A 13093-nucleotide genomic window follows, 5' to 3' on the forward strand; every position below is an offset into this window, starting at 1 on the left:
GACCGTCCGTCGCCGCCACGCCGCGCCCTCCCCGGCCCGCGCCCGCGGGCGTTGCGACGGCGCCCCGGCCGCCCCGACCATCGCACGCGCACGGGGGCCGGACACGGAGACCGCGATGCCCCGCTTCCTCGTCATCGGCAACTACGCACCCACGGGCGCCAAGGCGATCCTGGCGGCCGGCGGCACCGCCCGCCGGTCGGCGATCGAGAAGATGCTGTCCGATGTCGGGGGGCGCCTGGAGACGTTCGACTTCGCCTTCGGCACCGACGACGTCTACGCGATCGTCGAGCTGCCGGACCACAAGACCGCCGCGGCGGTGAGCCTGACGATCAACGCCTCCGGGGTCGCCGCGACCCGGACCATCGTCCTGATGACCCCCGAGGAGGTCGACGCGGTCGGACAGGTGCACGCGGACTACCAGCCGCCGACCGCCTGAGGTCTCACGGCACGAAGAGGCAGAACGGGTGCCCGGCCGGGTCCAGGCACACCCGGACGTCGTCCTGCGGCTGGAACTCCGCGAGCGTCGCACCGGCCCCGACCGCGACCGCGACGGCCGCGTCGAGGTCGTCGACCTCGATGTCCAGGTGCAGCTGCATCCGGGGGTCGCCGGGGCCGGCCGGCCACACCGGGGGCACGTGCTGCTCCTCGCGCTGGAAGGACAGCCCCGGGCCGCCGTCCTCCGGGCGGAGGGTGGCCCACTCCGGGTCGTCGTCGCGCAGCGGCCAGCCGAGCAGCCGCTGGTAGAAGCGCGCCAGCCCCTGCGGGTCGGGGGTGTCCAGCACGGTGGCGGTCAGCGAGAACCGCGGCATCAGACCTCCACTCCGAACAGTCGCGCACCGTTGCCCCAGAGGACGGCGCGCAGCCACTCCTCGCCCAGGTCCAGCCGGTGCAGCGCGGCCAGCTGGTGGGCGTAGGCGTACGGGATCGACGGGAAGTCGCTGCCGAGCAGCACCTTGTCGCGCAGCGCGGCCAGCCGGGGCCGGTCGGCCGGGTCGAAGGGCATGAGCCGCTCGGTGAAGTCGGTGGCGAACATCGTGGTGTCCAGGTGCACCCGCTCGTACCGCTCGGCGAGGTCGAGGAACTCCCGGTACTCGGGCATGCCCAGGTGGGCGATGACCAGCCGCAGCCGGGGGTACCGCTCGAGCAGCCCGGTCATCGGTTCCGGGCCGGTGTGCTCGCCGGCCAGCGGGCCCGAGCCGCAGTGGATGACCACCGGTGTGCCGGTCTCCTCCAGCCGTGCCCACACCGGGTCCAGCAGCGGGTGCCGCGGGTCGAAGGCACCGACCTGCACGTGCACCTTGAACACCCGCACCCCGCGGTCGAGGGCCTCGGCGACGTGGTGCGGCGCCTCCGGCTCGGGGTAGAAGGTCGCCGACTGCAGCACGCGGGGGTGCTGCCGCGCGAACCCGGCCGACCAGTCGTTGAGCCACGCCGCCATCCCGGCCTTGTGCGGGTAGGGCAGCGTCGGGAACGCCCGGACGCCGAGCCGCTCCAGCACCGCCAGCCGCTCGACGTCGGGCAGCGCGTACCGGATCGGCCAGGCCGCGCCGTAGTGGGTCTCCGCCGCCTCGAAGTAGGCCCACACCTTCGCCTGCACCCGCTCGGGCAGGAAGTGCACATGCACGTCGACCAGCCCGGGCAGCCCCAGCTCACGCCAGTACCGCGGGACGTCGGCGTCGTCGACCGGCGGCTGGAGAGGGCTCACCGGAGAGTGACCACGACCTTGCCCCGCACGTGCCCCTCGGCGACGAGGGCCTGCGCGTCGGCCACCTGCTCCAGCGGGAACGCCTTGGCGATCGGCACCCGCAGCTGCCCGGCGTCGGCCATGCGACCGAGCTCCTCCAGGTCGTGGGTGTCGGGCCGGACGAAGACGTAGCGGCCGCCCATGTCGTTGACCGCCGGGTCGACGACGCTGGCGATGCGCGCCCGGTCGCGGACCTGCCGGCGGGCGTCGGCCAAGGTCTCCCCGCCCACGAGGTCCAGGACGGCGTCCACCGGCTCGGACAGCTGGGCGCTGACCGGACCGGCCGAGTAGTCGAGCACCTCGGCCACCCCGGCGTCGCGGAGGAAGCCGTGGTTGCGCGGCGACGCGGTGCCGACCACGTGGGCGCCCAGGGCGACGGCGATCTGGACGGCGTTGAAGCCGACCCCGCCGGCGGCCCGGTGCACCAGCACCCGTTCCCCCTCGCCGACCGCGAGCACCTCGGTGAGCGCCTGGTAGGCGGTCAGCCCGGCCAGCGGCAGCGCCCCGGCCTCGGCGAAGGACAGCGACGCCGGCTTGTGCGCCAGGCAGCGCTGCGGGGCCGGCACGAGCTCGGCCATCGCGCCCCACTGGACGTCGTCCCGGCGGACGTAGCCGAACACCTCGTCACCGGGGCGGAAGTCCACGACCGCGGGACCGGCCGCCTCGACCACACCGGACAGCTCCCAGCCCGGGACGATCGGGAAGTGGTGCGGGTAGGCGCCGGCGAGGAAGCCCTGCCGGATCGCGATGTCGACCGGGTTGACGCCGGCCGCGTGCACCCGCACCAGCACGGTGTCGGGGCCGACCGGCGGCTCGGGCAGGTCGTCGCGCACGGTCAGGACGTCGAGACCGCCGAACCGGTCCTGGGCCGCACCCCTCACCGGCGGCCCTTCACGTAGCGGCCGAAGGCCTTCTGGATCTCCCGGCGGGAGTCCCGCTCGGCCATGTCCTGCCGCTTGTCGTAGGACTTCTTGCCCTTGGCGAGGGCGAGGGTGGCCTTGACCTTGCCGTCCTTGAAGTACAGGTCCAGCGGCACGAGGGTCAGGCCACCCTCCTTGGTCTTGCCGACCAGCTTGTCGATCTCGGCGCGGTGCATGAGCACCTTGCGCTTGCGGCGCGGCGCGTGGTTGGTCCACGTGCCCTGCACGTACTCGGGGATGTGCACGTGCTGCAGCCAGACCTCGCCGTCGTCCACCGTGGCGAAGCCGTCGACGAGGGAGGCACGGCCGGCACGCAGGCTCTTCACCTCGGTGCCGGTCAGCACCAGGCCCACCTCGTAGGTGTCGAGGATCGAGTAGTCGTGCCGCGCCTTCTTGTTCTGGGCGATCAGCTTCCGCCCCTGTTCACGCGGCATGTCCCCAGGTTAGGCGACGGACCGGACCGGGGCCTCGACGTTCCCCGGCAGCGGTTCGGCGCGGGACGGCGTCCGCCCGCGGGCCGCCGTCCAGGTCAGCATCAGCGCCGAGGTGACGCCCCAGCCCGCCGTGCAGGCCAGCCACAGCGGGGCGACGGCGACCTCGACCGCCCGGTCCACCACGCTCACCGGCACTCACCGCACGGGCACAGGCCGGCCCACAGCCGGCGCGACTCCCCCACCAACGCGCTCTCCGCTCTTCCCACCGTCGGCCCCCGCGCTGAGGCTCCCCGTCCTTACCCAGCGGTGACGATGAGCAACCCCCCGTGTCGGCAGAAACGGCGAGATCGCCGGCCTCGCACGGTTCCGGGGCCCGGAGCGTGCGAGACCGGCGATCTCGCCGGCGTGGGGAGGCGCTACAGGCGCACGTACAGGCGCAGCGTCACGTACGCGGCAACCGCGGCCAGGCCGACGCCCGCCCCGGCGATGATCGGGCTGATGAAGGCGATCGCGCCCCAGTCGACCGGCGGGATGATGCCCGCCTTGATCGGCCCGGCCAGGGTCTTGTCGACGAACAGCACCTTGGTGAGCACCAGCCCGCCGACCGCCAGCAGCGCGCCGATCAGCCCGGCCAGCGCGGCCTCGAGGATGAACGGCAGCTGGGTGTACCAGCGGGAGGCACCGACCAGCCGCATGATGTTGGTCTCGTTGCGCCGGTTGAACGCCGCCAGCTGGATGGTGTTGGAGATCAGCAGCAAGGCCGCCAGCGCCTGGACGACGGCCACGGCGATCGTCGCGTTGCGGGCGCCGTTGAGCAGGCTGAACAGCCGGTCGAGGAAGTCACCCTCGTCGCGGACCTGGTCCACGCCGTTCTGCCCGTTGGGGAACTCCGCGGCGATGACCTCGTAGCGCTCGGGGTTCACCAGCTCGACGCGGAAGCTCTCCGGCAGCGCGTCCGGCGGGGTGTTCTGCACGAGCTCCGGCTGCTGGCTGAACTGCTGCTGGAAGCGCTCGTAGGCCTCGGCCTTGGACTCGTAGAGGTAGGAGGCCACCTCCGGTGAGTCCGCGAGCTCCTGCTCGATCGACGAGCGCTGCTCGTCGGTGACGCCGTCGGCCAGGAAGATGGAGACCTGCACCTTGTCGTAGTAGATCTCCTTCATGTCGGAGATCATCCCGGCGATCAGCAGGCCGGTGCCCATGAGGCCGAGCGAGATGGCCGTGGTCAGGATCATCGCGACCGTCATGGTGAGGTTGCGACGCAGCCCGGTGGCCACCTCGGAGAGCACGAAGTTGACGCGCATGGATTCCCTGTCTGGAGTTCAGCTGGCGGGGGTCGGCGGACCGGCTCGGCCGGCCGTCAGCGACCGACGCCGTAGACGCCGCGCGACTGGTCGCGCGCGACGACGCCCCCGTTGAGCTCGATGACGCGGCGGCGCATGGAGTCGACGATGTGGTAGTCGTGCGTCGCCATGATCACGGTGGTGCCGGTGCGGTTGATCCGCTCCAGCAGAAGCATGATCCCCTCGCTGGTCTCCGGGTCGAGGTTCCCGGTGGGCTCGTCGGCCAGCAGCACCAGCGGCCGGTTGACGAACGCGCGGGCGATCGCGACCCGCTGCTGCTCACCACCGGAGAGCTCGCCGGGCAGCCGGTTGGCCTTGCCCTCGAGGCCGACCATCTCCAGCACCTCGGGGACGACGCGCTTGATGGTGCGCTGCGGCTTGTTGATGACCTCCAGCGCGAAGGCCACGTTCTGGGCCACGGTGCGGTTGCGCAGCAGCCGGAAGTCCTGGAAGACGCAGCCCATCGTGCGGCGCAGCTTCGGCACCTGCCACTTGCTCATCGTGTTGAGCGTCTTGCCGTTGACCGTGACGGTGCCGGAGGTGGGGTCGTCCTCCTTCAGCAGCAGCCGGAGGAAGGTCGACTTCCCCGACCCGGAGGAACCGATGAGGAAGACGAACTCGCCCTTGTCGATCTCCGTCGACACGTCATCGAGGGCCGGCCGGGAGCTGGCCGGGTAGAGCTTGGTGACGTGTTGCAATTCGATCACGAGGCGCCACGGTACCTTCCCCGAGGCGCGTCCTTGTCCGTTCGCCACGGAACGCCCCGGTGCAGGATCCGCGCAGCGTGACGGTGCCGCGGAAGCCCCGCGGTACCCGCTCACCCAGCGTGGCGCATTCCGCGCGACACCGTGCGAACGGTGTGACGAACGGGACGCCCGGGGTCACTGTGCCAGGGACGTCAGCGGCCCGTGTTCAGCCGGCGGCCACGGCCTCCTGCTGGCGGCGCCACCGGATGCCGGCCTCGATGAAGCCGTCGATGTCGCCGTCGAGGACCGCGGCGGTGTTGCCGGTCTCCTGCTCGGTGCGGAGGTCCTTGACCATCTGGTACGGGTGCAGCACGTAGGAGCGCATCTGGTTGCCCCAGCTGCTGCCGCCCTCACCCTTCAGCGCGTCCATCTCGGCCCGCTGCTCGGCCTGCCGCACCGCCAGCAGCCGTGCCTGGAGCACGCGCAGCGCCGCGGCGCGGTTCTGGATCTGGCTCTTCTCGTTCTGGCAGGAGACGACGATGCCGGTCGGCAGGTGGGTGATCCGGACGGCGGAGTCGGTGGTGTTCACGCTCTGCCCGCCCGGCCCCGAGGACCGGAAGACGTCGATGCGCATCTCGTTCTCGGGGATGTCGACGTGGTCGGTCTGCTCCACGACCGGGAGCACCTCCACGCCGGCGAACGACGTCTGCCGGCGTCCCTGGTTGTCGAAGGGCGAGATGCGCACCAGCCGGTGGGTGCCCTGCTCCACCGAGAGGGTGCCGTAGGCGTAGGGCTGCTTGACGGCGAAGGTGGCCGACTTGATGCCGGCCTCCTCCGCGTAGCTGACGTCGTACAGCTCGACGGGGTACCGGTGCCGCTCCGCCCAGCGCAGGTACATGCGCATGAGCATCTCGGCGAAGTCGGCGGCGTCGACGCCACCGGCCTCCGAGCGGATCGTGACCAGCGCCTCGCGCGCGTCGTACTCACCGGACAGCAGGGTGCGGACCTCGAGCTCGTCGATCGCCTTGCGCAGGCTCTCCAGCTCCCGCTCGGCCTCGGCGGTGGTGGCCTCGTCGCCCTCCTCGGCGGCCATCTCGTGCAGCAGCCCGACGTCGTCGAGGCGGCTGCGCAGCTCCTCCACCCGCCGCAGGTCGCCCTGCAGGTAGGAGAGCCGGGAGGTGAGCGCCTGGGCGGCCTCGACGTCGTTCCAGAGGTCGGGGGCCGCGGCCTGCTGCTCCAGCTCGGCGACCTCGCGGCGGAGTCGGTCGACGTCGAGCACAGCCTCGATCGACTTCAGGGTCGTGTCGAGTTCGTCCAGGACGACGGAGAAGTCAGCGGCCACGTCGACCCAGGGTAGTGCGCTCCGGCGCGGGGTAGGTGGCCCGCCATGAGCGAGCCCCGTCGACGCCGGTCACGGGCCGACCACGAGCCGCGGTCCCGGACCGACTACGCCCGCGGCCTCCCCGACCACCACGACCCCACCGCCGGGATCGGGGGCGCGGCACCGGCGCAGTCGGCGCTCACGCTGCGGCTGGTGCTGGCCGCGTTCGGCCTGGTGGTCTGCCTCGCCGGAGGGCTCGTCTGGCTGGCGATCGACCTGCCGGTGTGGCCCGCGGTGGTGCTGTTCGTCCTCGCCGCGGTGGCCGCCGTCGACCTGGTGGTGGTCGTCCGCCGCAAGCGGCGCGGCGAGCCCGGCTGAACCCCCGCGGTCAGCGCCCGCCGGTGCCCAGCCCCCGCGCGGCCACCCAGGCCGCCAGCTCGTCGGGCGGCATCGGCCGGGCGATGTGGAAGCCCTGCGCCAGGTGGCAGCCCAGCTCGACGGCCATCTGCAGCTGGTCGGCGGTCTCGACGCCCTCCGCGAGGGAGCGCGCGCCGCAGGCCCGCCCGAGGGCGACGATCGCGGCGACCGCGGCGGCGGCCTTGCTGCGCCGTCCCTCCGGGTAGGCGACGAGGCTGCGGTCGATCTTGAGCACGCCGGCGGGCATCGTCACCAGCTGCGCCAGCGAGGAGAAGCCGCTGCCGAAGTCGTCGATGCAGACCTCGACGCCGGAGCGCCGCAGCTCGGCGAACTGGGCCGCGGCCCGCTCGGCGTCCTGGGCCACCGACGTCTCGGTCAGCTCGACCACCAGCTGCTCGGGCGGCAGCCCCGTGGCGGCGAGCGCGTCGCGGACGTCACGGAGGAGGGTGCCGGTGGCGAACTGGCTGGCGCTGATGTTGACGCTGGCGATCAGCCGCATCCCGGCCCGCGTCCAGGCCACCGCCTGCCGGGCCGCCTCGCGCAGCACCCACCGCGCCAGCGGCGTCATGAGGTCGTGCTGCGCGGCGACGGGCAGGAACTCCGACGGCGGGAGCAGCCCGCGCTTGGGGTGCTGCCAGCGCACCAGCGCCTCCACCCCGCTGCAGCGCAGGCTCGGCAGGCGGACGACGGGCTGGTAGTGCAGCACCAGCTGCTCGTCGAGGATCGCCTCCCGCAGCTCGCCGGCGACCGAGGCCCGCCGCTGGGCGGCGGTGCGCAGGTCGGCGGTGAACAGCCGCACCCGGTTGCGGCCGGCCGCCTTGGCCGCGTACATCGCGAGGTCGGCGTCCCGGACCAGGTCGGTGGACCGGACCTGCGGCGCCTGCGGGTCGGCGGCGGTGGCGATGCCGATGCTCACGCCCAGGCGCACCATCCGGCCGCCGAGGTCGAAGGGCCGGTCGACGCTGCTGCGGCAGCGGTCGGCCAGCGTCTCGGCGCCGCCGGTGTCGCAGTCGCGGCAGAGGACGACGAACTCGTCGCCGCCGAGCCGGCCGACGGTGTCACCGGCGCGGGTGGAGCCGGTCAGGCGCCGGGCGATCTGGCGCAGCAGGTCGTCGCCGGCCTCGTGGCCGAGGGAGTCGTTGACGTCCTTGAAGCCGTCGATGTCGAGGAAGAGGACCGACACGGGCCCGCGCTCGGGGCGCTGCAGCTCGGCGTCGATGAGCTCGTGCAGGTGGGCGCGGTTGGGCAGGTCGGTGAGGGTGTCGTGGCGGGCCCGCCAGTCCGAGGCCCGCTCGGCCGCCACCCGGGAGGTGACGTCGGTGTGGGTGACCACCACCTGGCCGGCCTGGTCCACCCGGGAGGCCTGGAGGTGGAACCAGCGGACGCCGTCGGGGTGCTCGAGGGCGTAGTCGGCCTGCACCGAGGCGCACTGGCCACGGGAGAGCGCCCGCAGCCGGTCGACCAGCGACTCGGTGCCGGCGCCGCCGCTGAGCCGCCGCGCCATGGCGAAGTAGTCGCCGGCCACGCCGACCCGCATGCGGTCGTCGCCGAGCACCTCGGCGGCGTTCTCCCACGCGGTGTTGGCCAGCAGCACGGTGCCCTCGGCGTCGATGAGCAGCGTCGGGGAGGGCAGCGCGTCGAGCACCGCCTCGACGGCGACCGCCGAGCTGGTGGGGCCCTGGACCCGGCGGCGGACGTCGAGGGGCAGGTCCGGCTGCCCCGGCCGTCGTGCCACGTGCCCTCCTGCGGGGTGCGGGCCGCCCCTCGCGGCGGCCGGTCGGCTGGGTGGGGCGGCGGTGCGGGCGCCGGTGTCGCCCGCCCGGCGCGCGCTGCTGCCCGGGGTCAGTGCTCCGGCTCCCTCGTCTCGGCGACGACCCACCGGAGGTACTCCGGGTTGCCGCCGACCAGCGGCAGGGCGATCACGCAGGGGACGTCGTAGGGGTGCAGCTCGGCGGTGCGGGCGACGACGGCCGGCACCAGGGCGCGCCGGGTGTGCAGCGCCACCCGCGCCTCCGGCTCGTCGTGCACCGCGCCCTCCCACCGGTACACCGACCGGATCGCGGCCACCTGGTGCCCGCAGGCCGCCAGCCGTTCCTCGACCAGCGTCCGGGTGTACCCGGCCAGCCAGTCGGCGTCGGCGGCGGTCACGACGACCTCACAGCACTCCTCCTGCACGGGACCATCCTCTCCCCCGCGCTCGGACGTGCAGCAGCCGCCGCGCGGGGTAGGGCCCCGGCATGAGCGACGAGATGAGCATCCGGCTGGACAGCGAGGAGTACGTGCTGCGCCCCGACGGGGCGTCCCTGCAGGTGGGGCGCCGGGTGGGCGGCGACGTGACCTGGCTGGACACGGTGGACACCGGGCTGCTCCCCGCCGGGGCGCGAGACGCGCTCGAGCGCGGGGACACCGACGACGCGGAGTTGCTCACGGCGCTGCGCGGGGTGGTGCAGGCGGAGGTGCAGCGGGGCGGCTGAGCGCCGTCCGGGAGGGGTCAGGCCGGCAGCTCCACCGGCGCACCCAGCGGCACCCAGCGGAAGAGCGCGGCCAGCTCCGGCGGCGCGGCGGCGAGCTGCCGCTCGGCGGCCGCGCGGCCCTGCCGGAAGTGCGTCCAGCCCTCGTAGTGCACCGGGACGGCGGTGCGCGGGCGGAGCACGCGGCACAGGTCGACCGCGTCGCGGGCGGTCATCGACCAGCGCAGCGGCCCGGTCACCGGGAAGCGGACCCCGCCCAGGTGCAGCAGCGCGGTGCCCACGCGGAGGCGCTCCCCGATGCGGCGGACCCCGTCGAACAGGACGGTGTCCCCGGAGATCCAGACCACGCCGTCGGCCTGCCCCTCCCAGCGCAGCGCGAAGCCGGTGACCTCACCGGAGATCGGGGTGGTCAGCGGCGGCCCGTGGCGCGCCGGCGTCGCGGTCACCTCGATCGACGGTCGGCCGGCCCCGGCGAGCACCGTCGTCTCCCAGGGACGCAGCCCGCGGGCGCCGCTCCCGAGCCGCCGCGCGCCCGAGGCGGTGGTGACGACGACCCCGGCCGCGGGCAGCAGCGCACGGCCGGCGTCGTCGAGGTTGTCGCCGTGGCCGTCGTGGCTGAGCAGGACGGCGTCCACCGGCGGCAGGTCCCCGGCGGGGAAGGCCGGACCGGCCACCTTGCGGCTGGAGCTCCCCCAGCCGAACGCGTACCGCCTGCCGGGCGCGTCGAACGTCGGGTCGGTGAGCAGCCGCCAGCCCCCGACCTCGATGAGCACGGTCGGCCCGCCGACGTGGGTGAACCGGACGGGCCCCGCCGTCACTGGGCGCCGGCGACCTCGGGCCGGCTGCCCCGGGCGTGCTCGACCGCCCAGTCCAGGGCGGAGTCGGCGATCTGCTCCCAGCCCTCCTGGGCCGGCAGCAGGTGGGCGTAGCCGGGGTACTCCCGGTGCTCGGTGACCGTGTGCGGCGCCCGGTAGTGCCGGACGTTCGACCGCTGCACGCTCGTCGGCATGATGTGGTCCTCGCTGCCGGAGACGAACAGCAGCGGCGGGCGGGCGTCGTTGGCGTAGTCGACCGCGGCGTCCTGCGGGCCGGGCATGAAGTTGGCCAGCACCGAGTTCCACAGGATCCGGCCGGACGCCGGGATCGCGTACCGCTGGTACAGCCGCCGCGACTCCTCCTCGGGGAACGTGTTGGTGAAGGCGTAGCGCCACTGCTCCTCGTCCAGAGCCACCGCGCGGTGCCGGTTCGCCGGGTTCTTGAACGCGACGAACGTCGAGCGCAGCTGCGACAGCGGCAGCACCCGCACACCCTCGGTGGGGGCGGAGTTGAGGACGACGCCGACCGCGCCGTACCCGCGGTCGAGCAGCAGCTGCACGAGGGTGCCGCCGGCGGAGTGCCCGATGAGGATGGGCGGCTTCGGCAGCGCCCCGACCACCGACTCCAGGTGCGCCATGATCTGCGGCAGCGTGAGCTCGGCGATCGGCGTCGGGTCGGCGTTGAGCGCCTCGACCTCGACCTCGAACCCCGGGTAGGCCGGGGTCAGCACGCGGTAGCCGCGGGCCTCGTAGTGCGCCTTCCACGCCTCCCAGCTGCGCGGGGTCACCCAGAACCCGTGCACGAGGACGATCGTGTCGGGCGCGCCGGCGGCGGACGCCTCGGCGGGCCGCGGGGTGGGGACGGTGTCGGTCATCTCGGTTCCTCTCAGCCGCGCGCGAACGCGAGCAGGTCGGCGTCGAACTCCTGCTCGTGCGCCCCGGTGAGGCCGTGCGGACGGCCCAGGTAGACCGTCAGCTCGGCGTTCTTGAGCAGCTCCGCCGTCTTCGGTGCGGAGTCGTGGAACGGCACGATCTGGTCGTCGTCACCGTGCGCCACGAGCACCGGGACGTCGATCTGGCGCAGGTCGTCGGTGAAGTCGGTCTCGCTGAACTCGCGGATGCAGTCGTGGGCGCCCTTGAGGCCGGCCATCATGCTCATCCGCCAGAAGTCGTCCAGCTGGCCCTGGCTGACCTCGCTGTCCGGCCGGTTGGCGCCGTAGAACGGGATCGCGAGCTGCCGGTAGAACTCCGCGCGGCCGCCCAGGACGCCGGCCCGGATCGCGTCGAAGGCCTCGATCGGCGTGCCCTCGGGGTTGGCGGCGGTCCTGAGCATGGTCGGCGGGATGGCGCCGAGCAGCACGGCCCGGGCGACCCGTCCGGTGCCGTGCCGGCCCATGTAGCGGGTGACCTCGCCGCCGCCGGTGGAGTGCCCGACGAGGACGACGTCGCGGAGGTCCAGGCGCTCGATCAGCTGCGCCAGGTCGTCGGCGTAGGTGTCCATGTCGTTGCCCTGCCACGGCTGGGCGGACCGGCCGTGGCCACGGCGGTCGTGCGCGACGGCCCGGAAGCCGTTGCTCGCCATGGCGAACAGCTGGCCGTCCCACGCGTCGGCGCACAGGGGCCAGCCGTGGCTGAACACGACCGGCTGCCCCTCGCCCCAGTCCTTGTAGAAGATCTCCGTGCCGTCGGTCGTGGTGATCGTGGGCATCGCGGTGTCCTCGCTGGATGTCGTCGCTCGATGTCGTCGCCGGACCCTCCGGTCGCCGAGCCTGGCAGCGGCCGGCCGCGGGTGCCGGTCCCTGTCTGCACACCTCTGGTCCCTGCACGCACGGGCGAGGGGTTCACCGCCGGACGCCGTCCTGCCAGACTCGTCCCGCGAGCGGGGGCGCCGCCCGTCCCCCGGCGCGCGACGACGACGTCCCGCCGCCCTCCGCCCGCCCGAGGGAGTCCGATGCTCCTGCTGGACACCGCGGCGCTGCCGCCCGAGCAGCGGGTCGACGCCTTCCGCGCCGCGTTCGGGCAGGCGTCGGTGCCCTGCCGGATCGAGCACCTGGGGCCGCCGGCCGAGGTGCGCACCCGCATGCACCTGTGGCGCTACGGCCGGGCGAACCTGTTCACCACCGACTCGTCGGGGTTCCGGCTGGTGCGCACGCCGCGGCACGTGCGGCAGGAGGACCCGCCGGTGGTGGCGCTGGCGCTGCAGTCCAGCGGGCTCGGGCGGTTCACCCAGTTCGGCACCGACCAGGAGGTGCGCGCCGGCGAGCTGATGCTCAACGACCTGCGGGTGCCGTACTCCTTCTCCTGGTCGGGGTCCGGGGGCTCACGCGCGTTCCAGGTGCCCTCCGAGCAGCTGGGGCTCTCGCCGGACGTCGTCCGCGCGGCCGCGCCGCGGTTGCGAGCCAGCCCGCTGCACGACCTCGTGCGCGACCACCTGGTCGGCCTGACGCGGGACGCCGGCCGGCTCACCGCCGACCCGGCCGCCGCCACGCTCGGGACGGCGACGACGGAGCTGGTGCGGGCGCTGCTGGTCTCGGCGGCGGCGCCCGACCGGCTGGTGGCCGGAGTCCGCGCCGAGACGCTGGCGACGCGGGTGCTGGCCTACGCCCGCCGGCACGTGACCGACCCCGAGCTGACCCCGGAACGGATCGCGGCCGCGCACAACGTGTCGGTGCGGCAGCTGTACAAGGTCTGTGCCCGGGCGGGCGTGAGCCTGGAGCAGTGGCTCATCGAGCAGCGGCTGGAGGCGGCGCGGGCGGAGCTCACCTCGCCGGCCGGCCGGCAGCGCTCGATCGCGGCCGTCGCCCGGGGCTGCGGGTTCAGCGACCCGAGCCACTTCGCCCGGCGGTTCCGCGCGGCCTACGGGACGACCCCGCGGGAGTGGCAGCGGTCGACCGGCTGACCTCGCCGCGGCCGAGTGCGCAGTCGTGGTCGCCCGCGGCGGCGTG

Annotated in this window: 17 protein-coding genes; 4 read left to right on the forward strand and 13 right to left on the reverse strand. The window is 73.9% G+C overall.

Features of this window, described 5'->3' with window-relative positions:
- Positions 1-115 precede the first annotated feature (115 nt).
- Positions 116-436, forward strand: coding sequence for a GYD domain-containing protein (locus tag ACI784_RS18905; RefSeq protein WP_456923342.1), 321 nt, complete (start codon positions 116-118; stop codon positions 434-436).
- A 4-nt stretch (positions 437-440) separates the two neighbouring features.
- Here ACI784_RS18905 and ACI784_RS18910 read toward each other — a convergent pair whose 3' ends face one another.
- From ACI784_RS18910 to prfB, 8 genes are all read right to left on the reverse strand, one after another.
- Positions 441-809 carry a VOC family protein gene (locus tag ACI784_RS18910; RefSeq protein WP_456923341.1) on the reverse strand — a complete coding sequence of 123 codons (369 nt, stop codon included), beginning with the start codon at positions 807-809 and terminating at the stop codon, positions 441-443.
- Positions 809-1705, reverse strand: a complete 897-nt coding sequence (locus ACI784_RS18915) for an amidohydrolase family protein (protein ID WP_457014510.1) — start codon at positions 1703-1705, stop codon at positions 809-811. Before ACI784_RS18915 ends, ACI784_RS18910 begins: the two co-directional genes overlap by 1 nt.
- On the reverse strand, positions 1702-2625 hold the full coding sequence (locus ACI784_RS18920; RefSeq protein WP_457014511.1) for an NADP-dependent oxidoreductase: 924 nt from the start codon (positions 2623-2625) through the stop codon (positions 1702-1704). Before ACI784_RS18920 ends, ACI784_RS18915 begins: the two co-directional genes overlap by 4 nt.
- On the reverse strand, positions 2622-3098 hold the full coding sequence (gene smpB / locus ACI784_RS18925; RefSeq protein ID WP_456923338.1) for an SsrA-binding protein SmpB: 477 nt from the start codon (positions 3096-3098) through the stop codon (positions 2622-2624). The genes ACI784_RS18920 and smpB overlap by 4 nt, the downstream gene beginning before the upstream one ends.
- A 9-nt stretch (positions 3099-3107) precedes the next feature.
- The gene (locus ACI784_RS18930) at positions 3108-3287 is read right to left on the reverse strand and encodes a hypothetical protein (RefSeq protein WP_456923337.1); all 180 of its coding nucleotides are present in this window, start codon (positions 3285-3287) and stop codon (positions 3108-3110) included.
- A 227-nt stretch (positions 3288-3514) separates the two neighbouring features.
- On the reverse strand, positions 3515-4399 hold the full coding sequence (gene ftsX, locus ACI784_RS18935) for a permease-like cell division protein FtsX (RefSeq protein ID WP_456923336.1): 885 nt from the start codon (positions 4397-4399) through the stop codon (positions 3515-3517).
- 56 nt (positions 4400-4455) lie between these two features.
- The gene (ftsE, locus tag ACI784_RS18940) at positions 4456-5145 is read right to left on the reverse strand and encodes a cell division ATP-binding protein FtsE (RefSeq protein ID WP_456923335.1); all 690 of its coding nucleotides are present in this window, start codon (positions 5143-5145) and stop codon (positions 4456-4458) included.
- 205 nt (positions 5146-5350) lie between these two features.
- Complete coding sequence (prfB, locus tag ACI784_RS18945; protein WP_456923334.1) at positions 5351-6466, reverse strand: peptide chain release factor 2; 1116 nt, start codon at positions 6464-6466, stop codon at positions 5351-5353.
- Between the two features lie 45 nt (positions 6467-6511).
- Here prfB and ACI784_RS18950 point away from each other — a divergent pair, with 45 nt between their 5' ends.
- Positions 6512-6823, forward strand: a complete 312-nt coding sequence (locus tag ACI784_RS18950; protein WP_456923333.1) for a DUF6343 family protein — start codon at positions 6512-6514, stop codon at positions 6821-6823.
- A 10-nt stretch (positions 6824-6833) separates the two neighbouring features.
- On the opposite strand, the gene ACI784_RS18955 is transcribed toward ACI784_RS18950, so the two are convergent.
- Positions 6834-8597: a putative bifunctional diguanylate cyclase/phosphodiesterase gene (locus ACI784_RS18955; RefSeq protein ID WP_457014512.1), complete on the reverse strand. Its 1764-nt coding sequence runs from the start codon at positions 8595-8597 to the stop codon at positions 6834-6836.
- Between the two features lie 107 nt (positions 8598-8704).
- Positions 8705-9037, reverse strand: a complete 333-nt coding sequence (gene cutA, locus ACI784_RS18960; RefSeq protein ID WP_456923330.1) for a divalent-cation tolerance protein CutA — start codon at positions 9035-9037, stop codon at positions 8705-8707.
- A gap of 62 nt (positions 9038-9099) precedes the next feature.
- On the opposite strand from cutA, the gene ACI784_RS18965 reads away from it, so the two are divergent.
- Positions 9100-9336, forward strand: coding sequence for a hypothetical protein (locus ACI784_RS18965; RefSeq protein WP_456923329.1), 237 nt, complete (start codon positions 9100-9102; stop codon positions 9334-9336).
- 17 nt (positions 9337-9353) lie between these two features.
- Here the strand turns inward: ACI784_RS18965 and ACI784_RS18970 are convergent, their stop codons facing one another.
- The 3 genes from ACI784_RS18970 to ACI784_RS18980 are packed head-to-tail and all read right to left on the reverse strand — an operon-like array spanning position 9354 to position 11856.
- The gene (locus ACI784_RS18970; protein ID WP_457014513.1) at positions 9354-10151 is read right to left on the reverse strand and encodes an MBL fold metallo-hydrolase; all 798 of its coding nucleotides are present in this window, start codon (positions 10149-10151) and stop codon (positions 9354-9356) included.
- Positions 10148-11023, reverse strand: coding sequence for an alpha/beta hydrolase (locus ACI784_RS18975; protein ID WP_457014514.1), 876 nt, complete (start codon positions 11021-11023; stop codon positions 10148-10150). The genes ACI784_RS18970 and ACI784_RS18975 overlap by 4 nt, the downstream gene beginning before the upstream one ends.
- A gap of 11 nt (positions 11024-11034) precedes the next feature.
- Positions 11035-11856: an alpha/beta fold hydrolase gene (locus ACI784_RS18980; RefSeq protein ID WP_456923324.1), complete on the reverse strand. Its 822-nt coding sequence runs from the start codon at positions 11854-11856 to the stop codon at positions 11035-11037.
- A 243-nt stretch (positions 11857-12099) separates the two neighbouring features.
- Here ACI784_RS18980 and ACI784_RS18985 point away from each other — a divergent pair, with 243 nt between their 5' ends.
- Positions 12100-13047 carry a helix-turn-helix domain-containing protein gene (locus tag ACI784_RS18985; RefSeq protein ID WP_457014515.1) on the forward strand — a complete coding sequence of 316 codons (948 nt, stop codon included), beginning with the start codon at positions 12100-12102 and terminating at the stop codon, positions 13045-13047.
- The last annotated feature ends 46 nt before the right edge of the window (positions 13048-13093 follow it).

The sequence above is a fragment of the Geodermatophilus sp. SYSU D01186 genome (genome assembly GCF_054050215.1).